General features: G+C 70.5%; 23 protein-coding genes and 1 pseudogene. 14 read left to right on the forward strand and 10 right to left on the reverse strand.

Annotated features, from left to right (window positions below; genetic code table 11):
* Positions 1 to 29: 29 nt before the first annotated feature.
* The 4 genes from urtB to urtE are packed head-to-tail and all read left to right on the forward strand — an operon-like array spanning position 30 to position 3,518.
* Positions 30 to 917, forward strand: a complete 888-nt coding sequence (gene urtB, locus OG852_RS45985) for an urea ABC transporter permease subunit UrtB (RefSeq protein WP_330351065.1) — start codon at positions 30 to 32, stop codon at positions 915 to 917.
* Positions 914 to 2,035 carry an urea ABC transporter permease subunit UrtC gene (gene urtC / locus OG852_RS45990; RefSeq protein WP_330351066.1) on the forward strand — a complete coding sequence of 374 codons (1,122 nt, stop codon included), beginning with the start codon at positions 914 to 916 and terminating at the stop codon, positions 2,033 to 2,035. Before urtB ends, urtC begins: the two co-directional genes overlap by 4 nt.
* Entirely contained in the window at positions 2,032 to 2,820 is a 789-nt protein-coding gene (urtD, locus tag OG852_RS45995; protein WP_133915400.1) for an urea ABC transporter ATP-binding protein UrtD, read from the forward strand. The genes urtC and urtD overlap by 4 nt, the downstream gene beginning before the upstream one ends.
* Before the next feature lie 5 nt (positions 2,821 to 2,825).
* Entirely contained in the window at positions 2,826 to 3,518 is a 693-nt protein-coding gene (urtE, locus tag OG852_RS46000; protein WP_133915401.1) for an urea ABC transporter ATP-binding subunit UrtE, read from the forward strand.
* 96 nt (positions 3,519 to 3,614) lie between these two features.
* Here the strand turns inward: urtE and OG852_RS46005 are convergent, their stop codons facing one another.
* Together OG852_RS46005 and OG852_RS46010 are read right to left on the reverse strand one after the other, a co-directional pair.
* On the reverse strand, positions 3,615 to 4,043 hold the full coding sequence (locus tag OG852_RS46005; protein WP_330351067.1) for a hemerythrin domain-containing protein: 429 nt from the start codon (positions 4,041 to 4,043) through the stop codon (positions 3,615 to 3,617).
* Between the two features lie 42 nt (positions 4,044 to 4,085).
* Positions 4,086 to 4,256, reverse strand: a complete 171-nt coding sequence (locus tag OG852_RS46010; protein ID WP_166663648.1) for a hypothetical protein — start codon at positions 4,254 to 4,256, stop codon at positions 4,086 to 4,088.
* Positions 4,257 to 4,422: 166 nt separating this feature from the next.
* Between OG852_RS46010 and OG852_RS46015 the strand changes: the two genes are divergently transcribed.
* From OG852_RS46015 to OG852_RS46025, 3 genes are all read left to right on the forward strand, one after another.
* On the forward strand, positions 4,423 to 5,391 hold the full coding sequence (locus OG852_RS46015) for a Rieske (2Fe-2S) protein (RefSeq protein ID WP_330351068.1): 969 nt from the start codon (positions 4,423 to 4,425) through the stop codon (positions 5,389 to 5,391).
* Positions 5,375 to 5,914 carry a DUF1360 domain-containing protein gene (locus OG852_RS46020; RefSeq protein ID WP_330351069.1) on the forward strand — a complete coding sequence of 180 codons (540 nt, stop codon included), beginning with the start codon at positions 5,375 to 5,377 and terminating at the stop codon, positions 5,912 to 5,914. The genes OG852_RS46015 and OG852_RS46020 overlap by 17 nt, the downstream gene beginning before the upstream one ends.
* Positions 5,915 to 6,182: 268 nt before the next feature.
* The gene (locus tag OG852_RS46025) at positions 6,183 to 6,725 is read left to right on the forward strand and encodes a hypothetical protein (RefSeq protein WP_133915404.1); all 543 of its coding nucleotides are present in this window, start codon (positions 6,183 to 6,185) and stop codon (positions 6,723 to 6,725) included.
* A gap of 99 nt (positions 6,726 to 6,824) precedes the next feature.
* Here OG852_RS46025 and OG852_RS46030 read toward each other — a convergent pair whose 3' ends face one another.
* Both OG852_RS46030 and OG852_RS46035 read right to left on the reverse strand, forming a co-directional pair.
* On the reverse strand, positions 6,825 to 7,559 hold the full coding sequence (locus OG852_RS46030) for a YqjF family protein (protein WP_330351070.1): 735 nt from the start codon (positions 7,557 to 7,559) through the stop codon (positions 6,825 to 6,827).
* A gap of 67 nt (positions 7,560 to 7,626) precedes the next feature.
* Positions 7,627 to 7,794: a hypothetical protein gene (locus OG852_RS46035; protein WP_330351071.1), complete on the reverse strand. Its 168-nt coding sequence runs from the start codon at positions 7,792 to 7,794 to the stop codon at positions 7,627 to 7,629.
* A gap of 351 nt (positions 7,795 to 8,145) precedes the next feature.
* On the opposite strand from OG852_RS46035, the gene OG852_RS46040 reads away from it, so the two are divergent.
* Complete coding sequence (locus tag OG852_RS46040) at positions 8,146 to 8,508, forward strand: ANTAR domain-containing protein (protein ID WP_133915406.1); 363 nt, start codon at positions 8,146 to 8,148, stop codon at positions 8,506 to 8,508.
* 124 nt (positions 8,509 to 8,632) lie between these two features.
* On the opposite strand, the pseudogene OG852_RS46045 reads toward OG852_RS46040, so the two are convergent.
* The 3 genes and pseudogenes from OG852_RS46045 to OG852_RS46055 all read right to left on the reverse strand — a co-directional run.
* Positions 8,633 to 8,803: pseudogene (locus OG852_RS46045) on the reverse strand (DUF2243 domain-containing protein); the annotation flags it as partial.
* 14 nt (positions 8,804 to 8,817) lie between these two features.
* Positions 8,818 to 9,408 (reverse strand): hemerythrin domain-containing protein, encoded by a 591-nt coding sequence (locus tag OG852_RS46050; protein ID WP_133915407.1) that lies wholly within the window; start codon positions 9,406 to 9,408, stop codon positions 8,818 to 8,820.
* Between the two features lie 11 nt (positions 9,409 to 9,419).
* Positions 9,420 to 10,619 carry a hypothetical protein gene (locus OG852_RS46055; protein ID WP_330351072.1) on the reverse strand — a complete coding sequence of 400 codons (1,200 nt, stop codon included), beginning with the start codon at positions 10,617 to 10,619 and terminating at the stop codon, positions 9,420 to 9,422.
* Positions 10,620 to 11,133: 514 nt separating this feature from the next.
* Here OG852_RS46055 and OG852_RS46060 point away from each other — a divergent pair.
* On the forward strand, positions 11,134 to 11,607 hold the full coding sequence (locus OG852_RS46060) for an SPW repeat protein (protein WP_208117266.1): 474 nt from the start codon (positions 11,134 to 11,136) through the stop codon (positions 11,605 to 11,607).
* A gap of 112 nt (positions 11,608 to 11,719) precedes the next feature.
* Here the strand turns inward: OG852_RS46060 and OG852_RS46065 are convergent, their stop codons facing one another.
* The 3 genes from OG852_RS46065 to OG852_RS46075 all read right to left on the reverse strand — a co-directional run bounded on the left by OG852_RS46065 (position 11,720) and on the right by OG852_RS46075 (position 14,791).
* The gene (locus OG852_RS46065; RefSeq protein WP_330351073.1) at positions 11,720 to 12,910 is read right to left on the reverse strand and encodes an acyl-CoA dehydrogenase family protein; all 1,191 of its coding nucleotides are present in this window, start codon (positions 12,908 to 12,910) and stop codon (positions 11,720 to 11,722) included.
* Positions 12,911 to 13,014: 104 nt separating this feature from the next.
* A complete protein-coding gene (locus tag OG852_RS46070) occupies positions 13,015 to 13,551 on the reverse strand; it encodes a cupin domain-containing protein (RefSeq protein WP_330351074.1) in 537 nt (178 codons plus the stop codon).
* Between the two features lie 58 nt (positions 13,552 to 13,609).
* The gene (locus OG852_RS46075; RefSeq protein ID WP_330351075.1) at positions 13,610 to 14,791 is read right to left on the reverse strand and encodes a cytochrome P450; all 1,182 of its coding nucleotides are present in this window, start codon (positions 14,789 to 14,791) and stop codon (positions 13,610 to 13,612) included.
* 164 nt (positions 14,792 to 14,955) lie between these two features.
* Here OG852_RS46075 and OG852_RS46080 point away from each other — a divergent pair, with 164 nt between their 5' ends.
* From OG852_RS46080 to OG852_RS46100, 5 genes are all read left to right on the forward strand, one after another.
* Entirely contained in the window at positions 14,956 to 15,909 is a 954-nt protein-coding gene (locus OG852_RS46080) for a LysR family transcriptional regulator (RefSeq protein ID WP_330351076.1), read from the forward strand.
* 390 nt (positions 15,910 to 16,299) lie between these two features.
* Positions 16,300 to 17,529, forward strand: a complete 1,230-nt coding sequence (locus tag OG852_RS46085) for an aldehyde dehydrogenase family protein (protein WP_330351077.1) — start codon at positions 16,300 to 16,302, stop codon at positions 17,527 to 17,529.
* Complete coding sequence (locus OG852_RS46090; protein WP_330351078.1) at positions 17,526 to 18,587, forward strand: LacI family DNA-binding transcriptional regulator; 1,062 nt, start codon at positions 17,526 to 17,528, stop codon at positions 18,585 to 18,587. The genes OG852_RS46085 and OG852_RS46090 overlap by 4 nt, the downstream gene beginning before the upstream one ends.
* Positions 18,584 to 19,144, forward strand: a complete 561-nt coding sequence (locus OG852_RS46095; RefSeq protein WP_133915415.1) for a VOC family protein — start codon at positions 18,584 to 18,586, stop codon at positions 19,142 to 19,144. The genes OG852_RS46090 and OG852_RS46095 overlap by 4 nt, the downstream gene beginning before the upstream one ends.
* On the forward strand, positions 19,141 to 19,719 hold the full coding sequence (locus tag OG852_RS46100; RefSeq protein ID WP_133915416.1) for an amino acid synthesis family protein: 579 nt from the start codon (positions 19,141 to 19,143) through the stop codon (positions 19,717 to 19,719). The genes OG852_RS46095 and OG852_RS46100 overlap by 4 nt, the downstream gene beginning before the upstream one ends.
* The last annotated feature ends 18 nt before the right edge of the window (positions 19,720 to 19,737 follow it).

Below are 19,737 nucleotides of genomic sequence, written 5' to 3' on the forward strand. Positions count from 1 at the left end.
ACCTCCGTCCCCGACCCGGAGCCGATCCCATGACGGTCATCCTCAACCAGTCCTTCACCGGCATCAGCATCGGTGCCGTCCTGCTGCTCATCGCGCTCGGCCTGACCCTGACCTTCGGCCAGATGGGCGTCATCAACATGGCGCACGGCGAGTTCATCATGGCCGGCGCCTACACCACATACGTCCTGCAGAAGTCCATCAGCAGCGCGGGCGTCTCCCTGCTCGTCGCGCTGCCTGTGGCCTTCCTGGTCGCGGGAGCGATGGGCGCGCTGCTCGAATGGCTGCTCATCCGCCGCCTCTACACACGCCCGCTGGACACGCTGCTCGTGACCTGGGGCGTTTCGCTGATGCTCCAGCAGCTCGCCCGCGACGTCTTCGGCGCCCCCAACGTGCAGACTGCCGCGCCCGACATCCTCACCGGCAACATCTCCCTGGGCGGCGGGATCACCTTCGCCAACAACCGGCTGTTCATCCTCGGCCTCGCCCTGCTCAGCGTCCTCGCCCTCACCCTCATCCTGAAGCTCACGCCACTCGGCCGCCGTATCCGCGCCGTCGTCCAGAACCGCGACCTGGCAGAGGTCTCCGGCATCGCCACCGGCCAGGTCGACCGCATCACGTTCTTCATCGGCTCGGGCCTCGCGGGCGTGGCCGGCGTCGCCCTCACCCTGGTCGGCCCCATCGGTCCGACGATGGGCACCAACTACATCGTCGACGCCTTCCTCGTCGTCGTGGTGGGCGGCATCGGGCAGCTCAAGGGCAGCGTCATCACCGCCTTCGCGCTGGGCGTCCTCCAGGCGGTCCTCGAATACTCGACGACGGTCAGCGTCGCCAAGGTCATCGTGCTCATCGCGATCGTCGCCTTCCTGCAGTGGCGACCCCAGGGCCTGTACACCCTGCGAACCCGGAGCCTGGCATGACGACTACCACACCCACCCCTACCGTGGTGACCCCGCCGTCCCCACCTTTCCTGGAGAGGTTCCGCGCCCCCGCCGCCTTCCTCCTCGGCGCTGTCCTCCTGCTCGGTGCGGCGCCGGTCGTACTCTCCGACTTCCGCCTCAACCTGCTGGCCAAGTACCTGTGTTACGCGATCGTCGCGGTCGGCGTCAGCCTCGCCTGGGGCCGCGGCGGGCTCATGGTCCTCGGCCAGGGAGTCTTCTTCGGCCTCGGCGGCTACGCCATGGCCATGCACCTCAAGCTCACTGACGCCGCGGCGACCGGCGAGACCCTGCCCGACTTCATGCAGCTCTACGGCACCGGGGACGCCCTGCCCTGGTGGTGGAAGCCGTTCGCGAACCCGGCGTTCGCCCTCGCCATGACCGTGCTGCTGCCCATGGCGGTCGCCGCCGTCCTCGGGTTCCTCGTCTTCCGCCGCCGGGTGAAGGGCGCGTACTTCGCCATCCTGAGCCAGGCACTGGCGGCCGCCCTGTCCATCTGGCTGATCGGCCAACAGGCCACCACCGGCGGCACCAACGGCCTGACCGACATCCAGGGCTTCTTCGGCTACTCCCTCGACGACCCGGTCAACCAGCGGATGGTGTACTTCGTCATCGCCGCCGTCCTGCTGCTCCTGATGATCGGCGCCCGCCAGCTGTTCGTCAGCCGCTACGGCGAACTCCTTGTCGCCGTACGGGACTCCGAGGAGCGAGTGCGCTTCCTCGGCTACAACCCGGCGAATGTCAAGCTCGTCGCGTACGTCCTCGCGGCCGGCGCGGCCGGGCTGGCCGGCGCGCTGTTCGTCCCCGCCGTCGGCATCATCTCCCCGGCACTGATCGGCATCGTCCCGTCCATCGGCTTCGTCATCGGCGCGGCGGTCGGCGGACGGGCCTCACTGGTCGGAGCGGTGCTCGGCGCGATCGCCGTGGCCTGGGCGCAGAGCACGCTCTCCGACGCCTTCCCCGCCGCCTGGACGTACCTCCAGGGCCTGCTGTTTGTCGTGGCGGTCGGTTTCCTGCCCGGCGGGCTCGCCTCTGTGGGCGTCGTCCTGCGCAGGCGCCGTACCGCTGCCCCTACTCGGACGACGGGAGAGACGGCATGAGCGGCGAGGGACTGACCGTCCGCGACCTGCGGGTCACCTTCGACGGCTTTACCGCCGTCGACGGCGTCGACCTGGACATCCACCCCGGCGACCTGCGCTTCCTCATCGGCCCGAACGGCGCCGGCAAGACCACCCTGGTCGACGCCGTCACCGGCCTGGTGAAGGCCACCGGATCGGTCCGCTTCGGCGACCAGGACCTGCTGGGCAAGCCGGTGCAGAAGATCGCCCGCATGGGGATCGGGCGTACGTTCCAGACGGCCACGGTCTTCGAGGAACTGACCGTCCTGCAGAACCTCGACATCGCGGCAGGCGCGGGACGGGGCGTGTGGACGATGCTCCGCCGCCGCAAGGTCATTCCTGAACCCGTCGCGAAGGCCCTGGAGACCACCGGCCTGACCGACCTGCACGACCGCCCGGCCGGCGCCCTCGCCCACGGACAGAAACAGTGGCTGGAGATCGGCATGCTGCTCGTCCAGGACGTGAGGCTGCTGCTGCTCGACGAGCCCGTCGCCGGCATGAGCCACGACGAGCGCGAGGCCACGGGCGCGCTGCTCCAGCGGATCAGCACGGACCACACCGTCGTCGTCATCGAGCACGACATGGACTTCATGCGCTCCTTCGCCCGCAGCGTCAGCGTCCTGCACGCCGGCAAGGTCCTCAGCGAGGGCACCGTCGCCGAGGTCCAGGCCGACGCCAAGGTCCAAGAGGTCTACCTCGGCCGCGCCGCAGAACCAGAACCCGGGCCCGCACCCGCCACTCCCGTGGCCGTCGCCGAGGAGGCGTGAGACCCATGCTGGAGATCAGCTCCGTCCAGGCCGGCTACGACCGCACCACGGTCCTGCACGGCGTCACGGTCTCGGTCCCGAAGGACGGTGTCGCCACCGTCCTCGGCCACAACGGCGCCGGCAAGAGCACCTTGCTGCGCGCCGCCATGGGCCTGATCAAGGCCAAGAGCGGCACCGTCCGGCTCGACGGCGAGGACATCACCCACCTCTCCCCGCACCAGCGGGTCGCCCGCGGCATGGCGTACGTCCCTCAGGGCCAGCAGTCCTTTCCTCACCTCACCACCGCCGAGAACCTCCAACTCGTCGCCGACGGCCGCCCCCACGGAAAGGAGGCCGTCGCCGAGGCACTGGACCTCTTCCCGGTCCTGCGCGAACTGTCCGGCCGCCGTGCCGGCCTGCTCTCCGGCGGCCAGCGCCAGCAACTCGCCCTCGCCCGAGCCTTGATCACCCGCCCCAGACTCCTGCTGCTCGACGAGCCGACGGAGGGTATCCAGCCGTCGATCGTCGCCGAGATCGAGGAGACGATCCTCGCCCTCACCCGGCGCGGCGGACTCTCCGTCCTCCTCGTCGAACAGCACGTCGGCTTCGCCATGCGTGCCGCCCAGCACTACTACGTCCTGGAGGCCGGACGGGTGACGTCCTCGGGCGAGGGCGGAACGGCCGCCGAACAGACCGTGCGAGCGGCGCTCAGCGTGTGAAGGCCGGTTCTTGAGCGGGCCCTCGACCGCGAGACATCCGTCTCCGTCAAGGGCCCGCTCGATGTTCTGGCACGGCCCCTACGCCACCCCGCCCGATCACCCGGCGCTGTCCGCGCTCGCGACCGCCATGAGCCGCACCCTGCAACGCCCGGACCGCGCATCCGCAACGGCGGTGGAGCAACCGGGGGAGCAGGAGATCTTCCTCGTCCCTGATGTCCTGCACTCGATGTCCGCGACGAGATCGTTGATCTGCTGGTGTTCCGCCTCCACCCGGGCCGTCAGTTCCTCGCCGTCCCGGACCGAGGCCCGTACGGCGGGCCACAGCACCGTCTCCTCCGCGAAGGCATGGCTGAAGACCAGCTGCACCACCTGCTTCAGGACGCGTTCCCGCTGGTGGAGGTCGTCAAGGGTCAGGTACTGATCCATCAGCCGGTCCATCTCCTGGTGCTCACGACGTTGCCGCACCAGGATGCTGCCGGTTCCGCCGAGCTGCTCGACGGTCTGGTCCTTGATGGTCTTCGTCATGGGTCGCTCCCGTGCGTGCGCCGGAGACGGGCCGCGACGCTTTCAGCCGGGGCCCTCCTCGGACTCGGCTCGTTCCTTCAGGGCCTCGTCGGTGGCCTCCCCGGACGTGTCCGGCTCGGGGCGTCCTTCCTCCTCCGGGTGGACGTCCCGCTCGTTGGTCTCCCGCTCCAAAGGCGACGCGGGCTCGCGCTTCGCTTCTCCGGAACTGCTCATGGCTGCCTCCCTCAGGACGCCGCGGGATGTAACGAGTTCCCCGGACCGGATCCTGAAACAAGTCTCGGCCAGGCTGCCGCTGAGACCGCACGCTGGTGGTCGAGATTCCACCGCGGACCGCCCCCGCTCCTGTTTCCCGTCTGCGCAGGTGGGGACCCGGCCGACCATGAGTACTACGCCACGCCGCCACCCCCGGATCCGGCAGAGCCGCGTCCTGTGGCTGTTGGACCGCCTGGAGCGGGAGCCCAGGGCCGACGCGGTCATCGACGCGCTCCGCAAGGGGGTACGGGCCTTGCCGCTCGGCGAGGGCCGGGACTTCCTGCACGGCAGGTGGCTCGGGCACCCGCTGCATCCGCTGATGGTGCAGCTGCCGATCGGCAGCTGGCTGTCGGCGGCGGTACTGGACCTGTATCCCGGCCGCTCCCGCGAGGCGGGCCTCCTCGTCGGCGTCGGCCTGGCCTCCGCCGCCCCCGCGGCCCTGGCGGGCTGGGTCGACTGGGCGGATCTGCACCGCCAGCAGCAGCGCGTCGGCCTCGTGCACGCCCTCGCGAACTCGGCGGCTGTCGGCCTGTACGCCGCCTCGCTCACCTCCCGCGTCAAGGGACGCGGCGCAGCGGGCCGGGCCTACGGCTTCCTGGGGCTGTCGGCGGTCGCGCTCGGCGGCATGCTGGGCGGCCACCTTGCCTACCGCCAGGCATCCGGCGCGAACCACGCCGAAGAGGTCCCGCATGTCGTCACCGAGGGCTGGCACCGGATCGGAGCCGTGGCCGAGTTCCCGGTCGACCGGCCGGTGCGGCGCAGCGTGGACGACGTTCCGGTCCTGGTCCTCCGGGAGACGGGAGGGGCGATCCATACCCTGGCCGAGCGGTGCAGCCATCTCGCCGGGCCACTGTCCGAGGGCACGGTCAGTGACGGATGCGTCCAGTGCCCGTGGCACGGGAGCGTCTTCCGGCTCTCGGACGGCTGGAACGTCCGCGGCCCGGCCACCGCGCCCCAGCCGGCGTTCGACACGCGGATCACCGACGGCCATGTCGAGATACGCCTGCGCCGACAGGACCGGGACGGGCAGGTGCCGGACGAGGCCGAAGCGGGGCAGCGACGCACGGAAACGGGATCGTATGAACACGGCAGCTGACCACCGCCTCGCACGACGCCTGCACGGGCTGCTGCAGCGGACCGGAAGGCAGTACGCGGCCGGGCACGACCGGCCGCTGGGCGGCTACCTCGCAGCCATGGCGGGCTTCACCGCGTATACGACGGCCTGGGCCACCGCCGCTCGGCTTCGCGGACGGCCGTTGCCCGACCGGCCCGAGCCGTGGGACCTGGTCCTGACCTCGGTCGCCACCTTCCGGCTCAGTCGGCTGCTGACCAAGGCGTCGGTCACCAGCCCGCTGCGCGCCCCCTTCACCAGGTACGTAGCCCCGCAGGGCCCGGCCGAACTGCACGAGGAGGCACGGCCCGAGGACGCCAAGCACACCGTCGGAGAACTCGCCACCTGCCCCTTCTGCATGAGCGTCTGGGTGGTCTGCACCCTGACCGCCGGCCAGCTTCTCTGGCCGCGTGCGACACGCACCGCCATGGGTGCGCTCGCCGCTCTGGCCGGTGCGGACACGCTTCAACTGGCGTACAGCACGCTGGAGAAGACAGCCGACGAGTGACCGCCGGCGGCGGTCGGAAAGGCCGGGGTGCGGGGCTGGTGGTGGCGCGGTCCAGGCACATGTGCTGCCCAGCACCTGAGGGGAGACTGCTTTCGTCGGCCGCCGCCACCGCTTTGCCCCACATCGCCGCGCGCACGGCTACCGAGTGCATGCCTCGGACGAGTGCCAGAGCGAGGCCGGGCCGGTCCGGTGGTTCCCCTGGCGTACCGTCGTGCGGGCGCACCCGACCGCGCGGGTAAAGGCGGTGGCAGAGGGTACCCGCCGGGGCATGCTCAAGCGCGCGCTGTGGCAGGGACTGCTCGCCGGCACCGCCGGAGGAGTCGCGATGACTTTCGGTGAGAAGCTCGAGCAGGCCGTCACCGGCCGGCCCGACTCCCATGTGCCCGCGCGTGTTCTCCAGCGGCTGACCGGCCTGCCCGAACACCCCGGCACACAGCCGCTGCCGGTCAATTGGGCCATGCACTACGGCCAGGCCGCCCTACTCGGAGTGCTGCGGTCGATCATGGCCCAGGCCGGACTGCGCGGCCCGGTCGCCTCCGCCAAGTTCACCGTCGTCCGCCTCACCAACGACCAGATCCTCGAAAACGCGACAGGCGTCGGCGCCCCACCGGCCACCTGGCCCCGCCAAGAGCTCGCCGTGGATCTGCTCCACAAGGCCGTCTACGCCTTCACCACCGGCGCCGTCGCCGACGCCCTCGCCGCCCGCCGTGGGCCCGGCCCCGGGCAGCGCCACGCTGCCGCGCGCCCCGGCCGCCACGCCCACTTCCGCCCCCTGGCCCGCGGGCGCGCCTACGGACCCGGGGGCGGATGAGGAGTGTGCCCCGGTTGACTCACCGAGCATCCGGCGGCGTCCGCTCGTGCCCGTCCACGTGACCTGCGGCCCCTTTGCCCAGTACAGGTTCACCGGGAGTCAGGCAGGCTGACGGACACGCCATGGGGCGCAGGGCATGGTGAGCCCGATCCGTACCTGCCTGACGCCTTCCGAGAAGTGCACCAAGGGCTCGCCGAGCGGCGCCTCACCGAGGCCCGCGGCGGTGGTCAGTGTCTCCTTCAGCACGTCGACGGTGGCGTGGGCCAGCGGCCACGGCTCGTGCTCGACGGGCGTCTCCCAGAGCATGCCGAGCCGGCGGGTGTACGCCCGCCAGCGCGAGGTCAGCCACACGTCGCGCTCCGTCGGCTCGATCGGGTCGCCGCGCCGGACGTGCAGGCGGTAGGAGGCGTCGCGCCTCCATCGCGAGCCGGAGTACGAGAAGGTGTCCCCGTCCGTGGAGACGCTGAGGCTGCCCGGGCTGTACGGCGCACCGATGGCGCGGGCCGCCAGCATCGGGGGGAAGGCCACCTCGATGGACAGGAACCACAGTCCGTCGCGCCCGTCACGGTACCGGACGTAGGTCCGCAGGTTGGTCTCCGGGAACGTCGGGAGGCCGGGCAGCCCGGCGGGGACGCCGTGCGGGCGTACGTCGGTCATGACGAAGGGCGTCAGTCCCACCCATGCGGCGCCGTCATACTCGTCCACCACCAGTTCCTCGGGCAGGAGCGCCTGTACCGCATCCGGCCGGAAGGGCCAGTGGACGAACGTCTGCGTCATCCAGCCGGCCCGCAATGCGGGCAGGACCACCCGCTGCTCCGCTTCGTATGCCACCACACGCGGTGAGTCCCCGCACAAGGACGAGGAAAACGCACGGGCAGGCACCTGAAGGGGCCGCGACAGGTCAGGCCATGGGGCTCCAGCCGATGATCAGGCCGGTGCGGGCGGGCAGGCCGTCTCCGGCCAGGGCGGCGCGTTGCCGGTCGGCGTCGCCGCCGCCCTGCAGGAGCCGGTGGACCAGGGCCGTCATCTGCCGGCGGGACGGCCTTTGGCCGGCCACGCCGACCGCCACCAGGTCAGCCTCGCAGCCACCGCTCAATCCCCGGCGTCCTCGGCTCGTCCGGCCGAACGGAGGGAGCCTCGCGCTGATGGGCTTCCGGGAACCGATCTCCGCGTGCACGGGGAAGCCGCCGTTGGGCAGCGGCGTCGGAAGGGCCTTCGGTGCCACAGGCTGTGGTGCCGGCCGGCGTGGCCGCCGCGCCGCAGGGTATGGCCCGCCGTCGAGCGTTCCTGATCGAGTGATCATCCCTGAACGGCGGCTGATCCGCGAGGTCTCTGGGTAGGAGTGGTGGTGTCGTCCTCACCGTCCCGGCCCCGGGCCAGGCACAGCCAGGGCCCGGATTCGCTTTCTGGAGTGATAACGATGGGTTTCGCGCACAACGGCCGTCCTGAGCCGACGGGAGTGCGCCAGCCGCAGGAGCCGGACGATCTGGCCGCCACGATCGTCGACCTGCAGCGGGACAACGACCAGCTGCAGACGGCCGTCACCTCACACGCCGTGATCGATCAGGCAGTCGGCGTCGTCATCGCCCTCGGCGGACTGCGTCCTCAGCAGGGCTTCTGTGTCCTCACAGAGGTCTCCCAGCACACCAACATCAAACTGCGTGAGATCGCCGCTCTCCTCGTCGACTGGGTGAGCGGTCAGCAACTGCCCGACGACGTCCAGCGAGCCCTCAACGCCGCACTGAAGAGGGCACGGGATGACTCTTCGGACTGCGGCCGCTGACCGAGGAGGGCGTGACGGTCGCCGCGGCGCTGCCGCACATCGGTGACGAGGGCGCGTACGGCATCCCCTTGCAGACTCGTCAGCGACTGCCGGCGCACGGCGCGCGGTGGTCCGCCCTGGCGTGCCCCACACCGGAGGTGGAGCGGTCGTAGAAGTGGTGCCAGTGCGAGATCTGGTGGAAGACGATCTCGTCCCCGGCGGCCATGAGCGCGGCACCCGACAGGGCACCCACGAGCATCGACCGCCGCGGCTCGCGCTGCTCCGCGCCCACACCCTGGTCAGCCCTGTCGGCCATCGACGTCGGTCGGTTCAGCCGTTGCCCATGGCCTTGCGGACGGCGTCCTTGGTGCGGTCCATGAGGGCGGCGACGGGGCCGAGGGTCACGTTGGCGGCACCGGACTCGACGCCGGGGTGGGGGCGCGTCGGGGCCATGGCCTCGGCGGCCTTCACGGCCTTGGCCATGGCGGCGAGGTTGGTGACGTCCGTGCTGCGGCGGATGTGTGTGAACTCGTAGCGCTCCTCGGCGCGTGCGTGTTCCTGCACCTCGGTGCGCAGTTTCATCAGCTGCGGCATGAACTTCGGGTCGTCGGTGTCCATCTCGTCCAGGGCGGCGAGGGTGTCCTTGGCCGCCCGTTCCTCGGCGAGGCGGTCCTCGACGACCTGCTCACCGCCCGGCAGGGCGCGCCGGGCAAAGGGGTGGACGACCTCCTCCTCGGCCGTCTCGTGCACGGCGAGCAGCCGCACCAGACGCCGGAAGGCGTCGCGGCGTTCCTCGCCCTCGCTCTGCTCGACCTCGTCGAACAGGTTGCGGATGTCGCCGTGCTGGCGCATCAGGAGTGCGACGACGTCGTTGTCCTTGGCCCGGTCGTCGCCGGCCTGGGGGGTGCGCAGTTCGGACATGACCGGTCGCCTCACTTCTCGCGCATCGCGGGATCGGGGTGCTCGCCCTCGGACTGCACGCGGTACTCACGGCCGAACATCTCGTCGTGTTCCGCCATGACCCGCTCACTCGGCGGCTCCTCGCCGCCGTGGATCTGCTCCTGCATCTTCTCGAACCGCTCATGGGCCTCACGCACATAGCCCGCGCCGAGCGTGGTCAGGTCCATCTGCGTGTCCAGCAGCTCGCGCAGATAGTGCTTGTTCGGCTCGAAGGTGAGCACGTTCGGCAGTTCCGGCGCCAGGACCTCCTGCGGCTCCCGGCCGTCGTGACGGCGCATCAGGTCGCAGGCGGTGTGCAGGTGCTCCAGCTCCATGTTCAGATGCAGTTCCCAGATCGCCTTGACCTTCGGGTCGCTCTCCTGCTCCATGAAGGAGTAGTACAGGTAGCACTCGTTGTACTCGTGGTTGACGAGCTGCTCCCACCATGTCTCTCCCGGGTCGACCAGCGACTCGTAGTGGGTGACGTGCTCCTCCTCGATGAGCCCGATCTCCTGGTACAGCTGCCGGGCGATCGGCTCCATGTAGGTGGGGCCGGTGTTCATGTAGAAGTTCATCGTCTGCTGCTCCGCCGACATGATCGTCAGCGCGTGCAGCTTGGACAGCGGGTTCGTCTCGTCCTTGGCGTACGGGTCGCGGACGTTGTCGACCGGGTCGCGGTGGTGGAACCTCGTGGGCCTGCCCGGCATGACCTCGGTGAGGTTGTCGACGATCGACTCCGCCTTGCGGTGCTCGATCATCTCGTACAGGTTCGCGTACCGGTACAGGTGATCGAAGTCCTCCAGCACGCCGAACTGGTACGCCTGCTGCAGATACGGATCCGGCTCCATCCGCGCCACCCACGCCGTCAGGTCCACCGCGACCTGCTCGTAGGCGATGGTCGTCTCCAGTACGGAGGACACGCCCGGCAGCAGCCAGTTCACCACCTTCTGCTGCTGCGCCTCGATGTAGCGGGTGCGGGCGAGCTGCCGCTTGACCTCGGGATCGACGGTGTTGCGGGCGAGCTGATGGCTGAACATGATCGCCTCCACCTCGATCCCGTTCATTGTGATGATCCGGCACCGGGTGTACGGATCGCAGCGGTCCGGATCGATGGGCTGTACGTTCAGCTCCCGCCAACTGCGCAGCTGACGGTCCAGCGGGATACCCCGCTGCTCCAGAGGGTTGAAGGTCATGGGGGGTCTCCTGGGGGCAGGGGGCGGCTCGTGGGCCGGCGGGTACCCCGCCGTGGACGGCGGGCACGGACCTCTCACCGAGTCTGTCCACGGCAGGCGTGTTCCGGCCACCGCTGACGGCTGGGGACCACAGTGGTTCCCCCTGCTGGGTCAGCCGGAATGCCATGTGGCTCGACATATGACATGGCCGGATCGGTACGACCCGTCGCGTACCTTCCGGCACGCGGGGTAGCGGTGCCCTGCGGCCGGCCAGGTCCAGCTCCTCGGCGGACGGCACCGCGCGATCAGCCGGTCGATCGTGCTGGTGGCCGAGGGCGACGCCTCGACTGCATGTCGGGCACCTCTGACGCGTGGCACGGTCGCATCGGCGGCCCCGGCGATGTCACCGGCGGCAGCCGGGTGGCGGCCGATCGGCTCCTCAGAGAAAGCGGCGGTGGTTCGGGAGAGTGGCCGAGCGGGGGGTACCCGGGCCCTCAGCGGGACACACGGACGTGGCCCTGACCAGGAGGCGATCATGACCGACCGGACTCATACGACCATGGAGTCGCACCCGGACATACTCGAGATGCGGGAGCGTCACGCGCTGGCCGAGCGCGCGGTGACCACCCAGCAAGGGCAGGCCGTCGAGGCGCTCGCTCTCGTCACCGGGCTGTACCTCGCCGCATCCCCCTGGATCGCGGGCTTCAACGGCTTCACCACCCTGGCTGTCAACAACCTCATCGCCGGGATCGCCTACGCCCTGCTCCTGGGCGGCTTCGGGCACGCCTACGAGCGCACCCATGCCCGGGCGTGGGCCGCCGCCGTGATCGGTGTGTGGACCATCATCGCGCCATGGGCGGTGGCGGGGAACGTCGACACCACCCGCACCGTAGTCAACAACGTCATCGTCGGCGCCATCGCGCTGCTGCTCGCGCTGGCTGCGGGCTCGGCGGCGGGTGACACCGACCGGAGCGGCCGCGGCCGCCGCTCGATGGGGACGGCACGCTGATGGGGGTCTGTGGGTCGCCACGGCCGCGGTCCGGCGGCCGTGGCGGTCTTTCGCGAGCAGACACCGTCACAGGCCGATGCCCCGACGGACGAGTACGGCGGCCCCGACGAGGTCACCGGAACGCCGCCTGGCCCGTCAGTGCCTGCCCGATCACCAGGGTGTGCATCTCGACCGTGCCCTCGTAGGTGAGGATCGACTCCAGGTTGTTGGCGTGCCGGATGACCGGGTATTCGAGGGAGATGCCGTTGGCGCCCAGGATCGTGCGCGCGGTGCGGCAGATCTCCAGTGCCGCCCGGGTGTTGTTGAGTTTGCCGTAGCTGACCTGTTCGGGGCGCAGGCCCCGGTCGTCCTTGGTGCGGCCGAGGTGCAGGGCCAGCAGGACGCCCTTGTTCAGCTCCAGGGACATGTCGGTCAGTTTGGCCTGGGTGAGCTGGAAGGAGCTGATCGGACGGTCGAACTGGACCCGGTCGCCCGCGTAGGCCAGCGCCGCCCGGAAGGCGGAGCGGGCGGCGCCCATCGCGCCCCAGGCGATGCCGTAGCGGGCCTCGCTCAGGCAGGACAGGGGGCCGCGCAGTCCCCGTACGCCGGGCAGCACGGCGCTGCCCGGCAGCCGTACGCGGTCCAGGACCAGTTCGCTGGTCACCGAGGCCCGCAGGGACATCTTGTGCTTGATCGCGGACGCCGAGAAGCCGGGCGTGTCGGTGGGGACGACGAACCCGCGGATGCCGTCGTCGGTTTTCGCCCAGACCACGGCGACATCGGCGACCGAACCGTTGGTGATCCACATCTTGCGGCCGTCGAGGATCCAGTCGTCGCCGTCCCTGCGGGCGGCGGTGCGCATGCTGCCCGGGTCGGAGCCGGAGTCGGGCTCGGTCAGACCGAAGCAGCCGATCGCCGTGCCCGCCGCCATCCTCGGCAGCCACTCGCGCTTGTGCTCCTCGGAGCCGAACGCGTGCAGCGCGTACATGGCCAAAGAGCCCTGCACCGACACCAGGGACCGCAGACCGGAATCGGTCGCCTCCAGCTCCAGACAGGCCAGACCGTAGTCGACCGCGCTCATGCCGGCGCAGCCGTAGCCCTCCAGGTGCATGCCCAGCAGGCCCAGTTCGCCGAGTTCCTTGGTCAGACCCCGGATGTCCTCGATCCCGCCCTGCTCGAACCACTCGGCGATGTACGGATCGACGCGCCGCTCGCAGAAGGTGCGCACGGTGTCGCGCACCGCGCGCTCGTCCGGGCCGAGCAGACTGTCGAGTTCCAGGAGGTCGAGGGGATCGGCGGGACGTGGTGCGTGTGCTGCGTGCATCAGATGTCTCCAGGGGCGAGAGGAGGAAGCAAGGGGTTGTCGGCCAGGGGAGAACTGACGGCCCCGGCTTCGAGGCGTACCGCCCGACGTGACGCGAAGAAGGGTCAGTCCGCGTCCGGAACACCGATGAGGACGAAGGCGAGAGTGACGGGCCGGTCGCTGTGGTTGCGCCAGCCGTGCCGGGTGCCGTTCTGAATGACGATGTCGCCGGCGGACAGCTTGGTGAGGGCGCCGTCGTCGAGTTCGAGGGTGACCTCGCCGTTCAGGACGATGCCGTAGTCGATCGTGGGAGTGGTGTGCATTCCCGGGTTCTCGATCTCCATGAGCTCGGCGATGCCGGGGGACTCGGCGAGCTGCTCCTGGCCGAAGGCGACGGGGTCGAAGGCGGGGTCGGCCATCGCGGTGGCGGGCGGCAGGGTCAGGACGATGAAGCGGGTGCCGCCCGGCCCCGGGACGAAGTTCGTGACCTCGGGGGTCGGGTCCTCGCCGGTGCGGCTCGCGGGTCGGCCGGCCTCTGTGGCCCAGGGCAGGGCGGAGACCCAGCCCGGGAGGCTGGTGAACGCGTGACTGCGGGGGATGGGCCCGTCGCTGATGACGACCGACGTTCCGTGTTCGTCGTGGCCGGTGACGATTCTGCGCATGGCGGATTCCTGCTTTCACGTCGGGAAGGGGAGGGAAGCGGTTGTGGGGTTGCGGTCGTCATACGTCCCAGGCGGCCGGGAGCCGCAGAGGGCCGCGGAACACCCAACCGCCGAAGGGGATCTCGGTCTCGGTGAGACGGAGCCCGGACAGCTTCCGGAAGAGGAGAGGAAGGCCGATCTGTCCGACCCCGGCGCGGGACACCCAGGTCCCCAGGCAGAAGTGGGGGCCGCCGCCGAAGGCGACGTGGCTGGTGTCGGTGCGGTGGATGTCGAAGGCGTCCGGGCGGGCGAAGATCCGCTCGTCGCGATTGCCGGAGGCGACGACGACGCCGAGCTTGTCGCCCGGCTCCAGCACACGCCCCGCGAGTTCGGTCCGCTCGGCGACCCGCCGGGGGTACATGCCGATCGGGGAGACCCAGCGGACGGCCTCCTCGAAGACCCGCTTCCACAGCGCGGGGTCCGCCTCGACGTCCCGGCGCTGGTCGTCATGGGTGAGCAGCGCGTAGGCGGCTGCCGCCATGGAATCCCGGGGTTCGTTCAACCCACCGCCGAGAAAGACGCGGACGTTGGTCCGTATCTCGTCCTCGGTCAGCGGATCGTCGGCGTGCAGCATGGACGAGATCACCGAGTGGTCGGGGGCGCGGCGCAGGACGGGAAGGACGTCGTCCATCGCGGTGTCGAGGTCGGACACGGCGCGGGCGCACCGCGCCCAGATCTCCGGGTCCTCCCCGTAGTTCCCGCCCGCGTCGATGATCGCCTGGGACCACTCCTGCATCTCCGTGTCCCCGACCCCGCGCAGCCCCAGCAAGGCGGCGAGATTGCGGGCGGCGAACGGCCCTGCGACGTCCCTGAAGAGGTCCCCCTCGCCGCGTTCGGCGACGGTGGCGAGGATGTCCTCGGCGTGGCGCCGGAAGACCGGCAGCCAGTGCTCCTTGACGATCCGCGGACGCAGCGGGCCCTCGGCGGCACGCCGCAGCCGCCGGTGGGCCGCTCCGTCCTGGCGCAGCAGGGTCTCGCCGATCGAGCGGGTCATCAGGGAGGGGTTCTCCGAGGACAGGTATGTCTCGGGATGCCGTTCCACGTGCATGATGTCCTCGAACCGCGTGACCAGGTACCGGCCCGCCTCCGGCACCCAGGCCACGGGGTCGTGCTCACGGAGGTACCGGTATGCGGGATAGGGATCGCGCCACAGTTCGGCCAGACGGATGTGCTCGGGGGGTTGACTGACGCTCGTAGCCACGACGGTGTCCCTTCTGGACCGGCCTCGGTTCACGGAGCCGACTGTGGCTGAGGACGGCGGCCGTGTTAAGCCGCGGGAAACGCGGAATTTCCGATGTGGTTCCTCAGGACTCCAGCACGTGCACGCCAAGGACTTCGCGGACCTCGACGGATGAGGGAGAGAACGTGAGCGCCGATTTCTCGCTCAGGCAGCTGGAGTACTTCGTGGCTGTGGCCGGCACGGGTTCCATCAGCGGGGCCGCCGTGCAGTGTCATGCGTCTCAGGCGGGAATCTCCACCGCGATCAGCGATCTGGAGCGCCGCCTGGGGGTTCAGCTGCTGGTCAGGAGGCGGGCCAAGGGTGTCTTCCTGACCGAGGCGGGCACCCGCGTCCTGGACCACGCGCAGGCCATTCTGGCCAGGGCCGAGGACCTCACGGCCGGTGCCAGAGCGGAGAAGGGGCGGCTCGCGGGCAGGCTGACGATCGGCTGCTACGCCACCCTCTCGCCGTTCCTGATCCCCCCGCTGGTGGACGGGTTCACCCGCGGCCATCCCGACGTCGATCTCCAGTTCATCGACGGCTCGCAGGAAGAGATCCGCCAGGCGCTCCTGGAAGGCGCCTGCGACCTGGCCTTCCTGTATGAGACCGGTGCGGAGGCGGGCTTGACGTGCGCGACGGTGCGGAACTGCCCGCCCTATGTGATCCTCTCCGCCGACCACCCGCTGGCCGGAGGAGAGGCGGTGTCCCTGGCCGAACTCGCGGACGAGCCGCTGATCGTCTATGCGTCTCCTCCGGCGCCGAGCAACGCCGAACGGTGGCTGCACAGCGCCGGCGTCAAGCCGGACATCCGGTACCGGACCTCCAGCATCGAGGCGGTACGCAGCCTGGTGGCACGCGGCATGGGCTACTCCATACTGCTCCAGCGGTGGCCCAGTGACACCAGCTTCGAGGGTCTGCCCCTCGTTCCGATGCCGATCACCGACCCGCTGGAGGCGGTCAGGGTCGTGATCGCGCACGCTTCGAGCGTCACGCCCACGCACCGGGCGCGGGCCTTCGCCCAGTACGCGCGTGAAGCCCTCGCCGCCCCGTTCCCGTCGCCGCCCCGGTCCGCTGAGGCGTCGCCTTCAACCGACACGTGAAGCCCGGGTTTTCCGAAGTGCTTCTTCAGGATTCCACGCCGTCTCCTCCATTGCGCTATCGATAGCACCTGCCGATAGTCGGAGGCGGTCGTACACGAGGCGTTCCCCGCCCCACCGGGAGCCGCGTGCAGGTGCTGGGTGCAACGCACCCGAGCTTTCCCCTTGTCCGGCGGCCAGGCCCTCGTCCCCGCGCTCAGTCGTTCGGGTGCGGCCTGGTCCGGCGCATCCACTGGGAGATCACGTGTCCATGAGGTACTTGCCACGGATTGCGGCGGTGGGCTCCGCCTGCGTACCGGCCCCGTCGGCCAAACCACTCGACCGTGGGTACACGCCACGAGGTCCGGCCGTGCGGCCGCGGCGGCGCCTTCCCGGTGAGCAGGGGAGCGCCGCGTGACCCACCGCAACCTCATCGACGGCCACTGGCAGGAAGCCACGGCCACCACCGGGAACGTGAACCCGTCCGACGCGGGAGACGTCCTCGGGACCTACGCCCTGGCCGACGCGGAGCAGGCGCGCACCGCAGTCGAGGCGGCTGCCGCCGCCGCGCCCGGCTGGGCCCGTACCACCGGCGCGGCCCGCGCGGAGATCCTCGACCGCGCCGGGGACGAACTCCTGCGCCGCCGCGACGAGTTGGGAGACCGGTTGGCCCGGGAGGAGGGCGAGACCCTCCCGGAGGCGGTGTCCGAGGTGGTTCGGGCCGGCCAGATCGCCCCGGCCCTGGCCTACGGGAACACCGTGGTCTTCAAGCCCGCCGAACCCGTGCCGGGCAGCGCCTGGGCCCTGGACGAGGCGCCGCACCGCGCCGGGTTGCCGGCCGGGGTGCTGAACCTGGTGATGGGGCGTGGCCGGGAGATCGGCGACGTCATCACCGGCGCCCCGGAGGTGGCGGCTGTCTCCTTCACCGGCGCGACGGCGACCTGCGAGCGGGTGCTGCGGGCCGCCCAGACGCACCGGGCGCGGGTGCAGTCGGAGAGGGGAGGCAAGAGCCCGCTGGTCGTCGCCGACGACGCCGATCTCGATCTGACGGTCGACGTGGCTCTGGAGGGCTCCTTCGGGTCGACCGGCCAGCGCTGTACGGCCTCCTCCCGGCTGGTCGTGATGGACGCCGTCCACGCTGCCTTCGTCGAACGGCTCACCACGGCGACGCGGGCACTGACCGTCGACGACGCACGCAAGCCGGGCACCGGCATGGGCCCCGTGGTCGACGCTGCCCAGCTCGACCAGAACCTGCCGCACGGGGCTGTCGCGGCGGGCGAAGGGGCCGGCGTGAGGGGTGGGGAACGCCTGGAGCGCTGCGCCGAGGGCTTCCACCTGGCGCCCGCGCCGGCCGTCGGCACCCGGCTCCACGACACCGTGAACCGGGAGGAGGTCTGCGGGCCGCCGGCCTCGGTGATCCGCGTCGCGGACTACGACGAGACGGTGCCGGTGGCCGACGACAGCGGGTACGGACTGACCGCCGGCCTGGTCACCACCTCGCTGGCCCGCGCCGCGGACTCCCGTCGCCGCTCCACAGCGGGCATGGTGATGATCAGCGTGCCCACGGCCGGGGAAGGCACCGCCGCCTGCGAGTTCTCCACGACCACGAAGACGTCGTACGTCGCCGGAGGCCCGTGGGGATGATCACCACCAGGGACATCGCCGAACGCCTCGACCTGTCCGTCTCCACCGTCGGCCGCGCCCTCGCCGACGACCCGAGGATCTCCGAGGAGACCAAGCTCCGGGTCCGCGAGGCCGCAGCCGAGATGGGTTACGTCGCCAACCGGGCGGCCCGCATGATGCGTGGCGTCGCCAGCAACGTCGTCGGGCTGGTGATCCCCGACATCCGCAACAGCTTCTACTCCACCATCGCCCACGAACTGTCCGGGAACATGGAGGCCCGGGACCACCAGCTCATCCTCTCCGAGACCGACGACGACCCGGTGCGGGAGCTGCGCCATCTCAGGGAGCTGTCCGCCAGCCGGGTGGCCGGTGTCATCATCGTGCCCACCGCCCGCCCGCACCACGACTCGGTCCGGCTCCTCGCCGCGCTCCCGCACGTCCAACTCCTGCGCCGGCACCCCGCACTCGGCGCCCAGTGGTTCGGCATCGACGACTTCCAGGTTCTCCAGCGGTCCACCGCCCATCTGCTGGCGCACGGCCACTCGCGGATCGGCTACGTCGGCGGTCCATCTGAACTTCGGACCGGCGCCGAGCGTCTGCGTGGCTTCCGCAGCGCGCTGGAGCAGGCGGGACTGCGCGAGGAGGACGGGTTGGCCGTGCTCGGGAAGCCCTCCTCCGTCGCCCACGGCCGCCGGGCCGCCCGTCGGCTGCTGGACGACGCCGCGCCACCGACCGCCCTGGTCACCGGATCCGTCCCGCTCACCCTGGGGGTGCTGGAGGAACTGACCTCCCGAGGCGTCCGTACCCCCGAGGAGCTGTCGGTCGTCGGCTTCGGCGACGAACCGGGCTTCTCCTGGTGGGGCCCGGGCCTGACCACCGCACGCCTGCCGGTGACGGAGATGGCCACCGACTGTGCCCTGTGGCTGCTGCACCGCCTCACCACGAAACCCCACCGTGACACCGCGTACACCTCGGTCTCGACCGGCTCACTGATCGTCCGGGGCAGCACGGCGCCCCCGGCGAGGAGCGGTCGTCTGCCGGGGGAACGAGCCGCCCAGCGAACCAGGAGGTCCCGATGACCACGGCCGTGAGGCCCCACCTCACCCACATGGGTATCAACGTCTACGACATCAAGAAGATGGAGGAGTTCTACACCCGGGTTCTCGGTCTGGTCGTCACCGACCGGGGACGGGGCAAGAACTTCAAGGCCGACCTGGTCTTCATGAGCGTCGACCCGCACACCCACCACCAGGTCGCGCTCGCCAGCGGACGCGACCCCGACTCGCCCCGCAGCACCATCAACCAGATCTCCTTCCACCTCGACACCCTCGACGAGCTGCGGGTGATGTACCGCCGCGTGAAGGAACACGGAGTCGAGGGGCTCAAGCCCCTGAACCACGGGGTCTCCTGGTCGGTCTACTTCTTCGACCCGGAGGGCAACACGGTGGAGCTGTACGTGGACAGCCCCTGGTACATAGCCCAACCGCACGGCGACCCGTTCGACCCCGAACTGTCCACCGAGCGGATCACGGCCGACACCCTGGAGATGTGCCGGCACGACGAGAAGTTCATGCCCATCGAGGAGTTCCGCGCTTCCGTGCAGGCCCGGCTCGACGCGCCGGAGGCCACCGCATGACCCTCGTCGACATCCGTAAGACCTCCCTCGTGGTCGAGACGATCCATCATGAGGGCGGCCCCCGAGTCGCCGAACCGGTGCGGGTGGCCGCGGCGGCGGCGGTGGTCCGCAACCCCTTCGCCGGACGCCATGAACCCGACCTGACGGGTTTCCAGAGCGAACTTCGTGCTCTCGGGGTCCAGTTGGCGACGGAACTCGTCGACGCCCTCGATGCGAAGAACGTCCAGGCGTACGGCAAGGGCGCGATCGTCGGCGTCAACGGCGAGCTGGAGCACGGCGCCGTGTGGCATGAGGCGGGAGGCTGGGCCATGCGTGCGGTCCTCGGTGAACCCAAGGCCATCGTCCCGTCCACCAAGGCCGTGGCGGCCACCGGGTACCGGCTGCTGATCCCGCTCCACCACATCGAAGCCGCCTACGTCCGCAGCCACTTCAACACCGTCGAGGTCGGCGTCCAGGACGCCCCCCGCCCCGACGAGATCCTCTACGCCCTCGCCATGGCGACCGGCGGCCGGGTGCACGCCCGCGTCGGCGGGCTGACCGCCGACCAGATCTCCGTACACGACGGCAACCGATGACCCCCACGAGGAGGGACG

This window comes from Streptomyces sp. NBC_00582 (assembly GCF_036345155.1).
Taxonomy (GTDB): domain Bacteria; phylum Actinomycetota; class Actinomycetes; order Streptomycetales; family Streptomycetaceae; genus Streptomyces.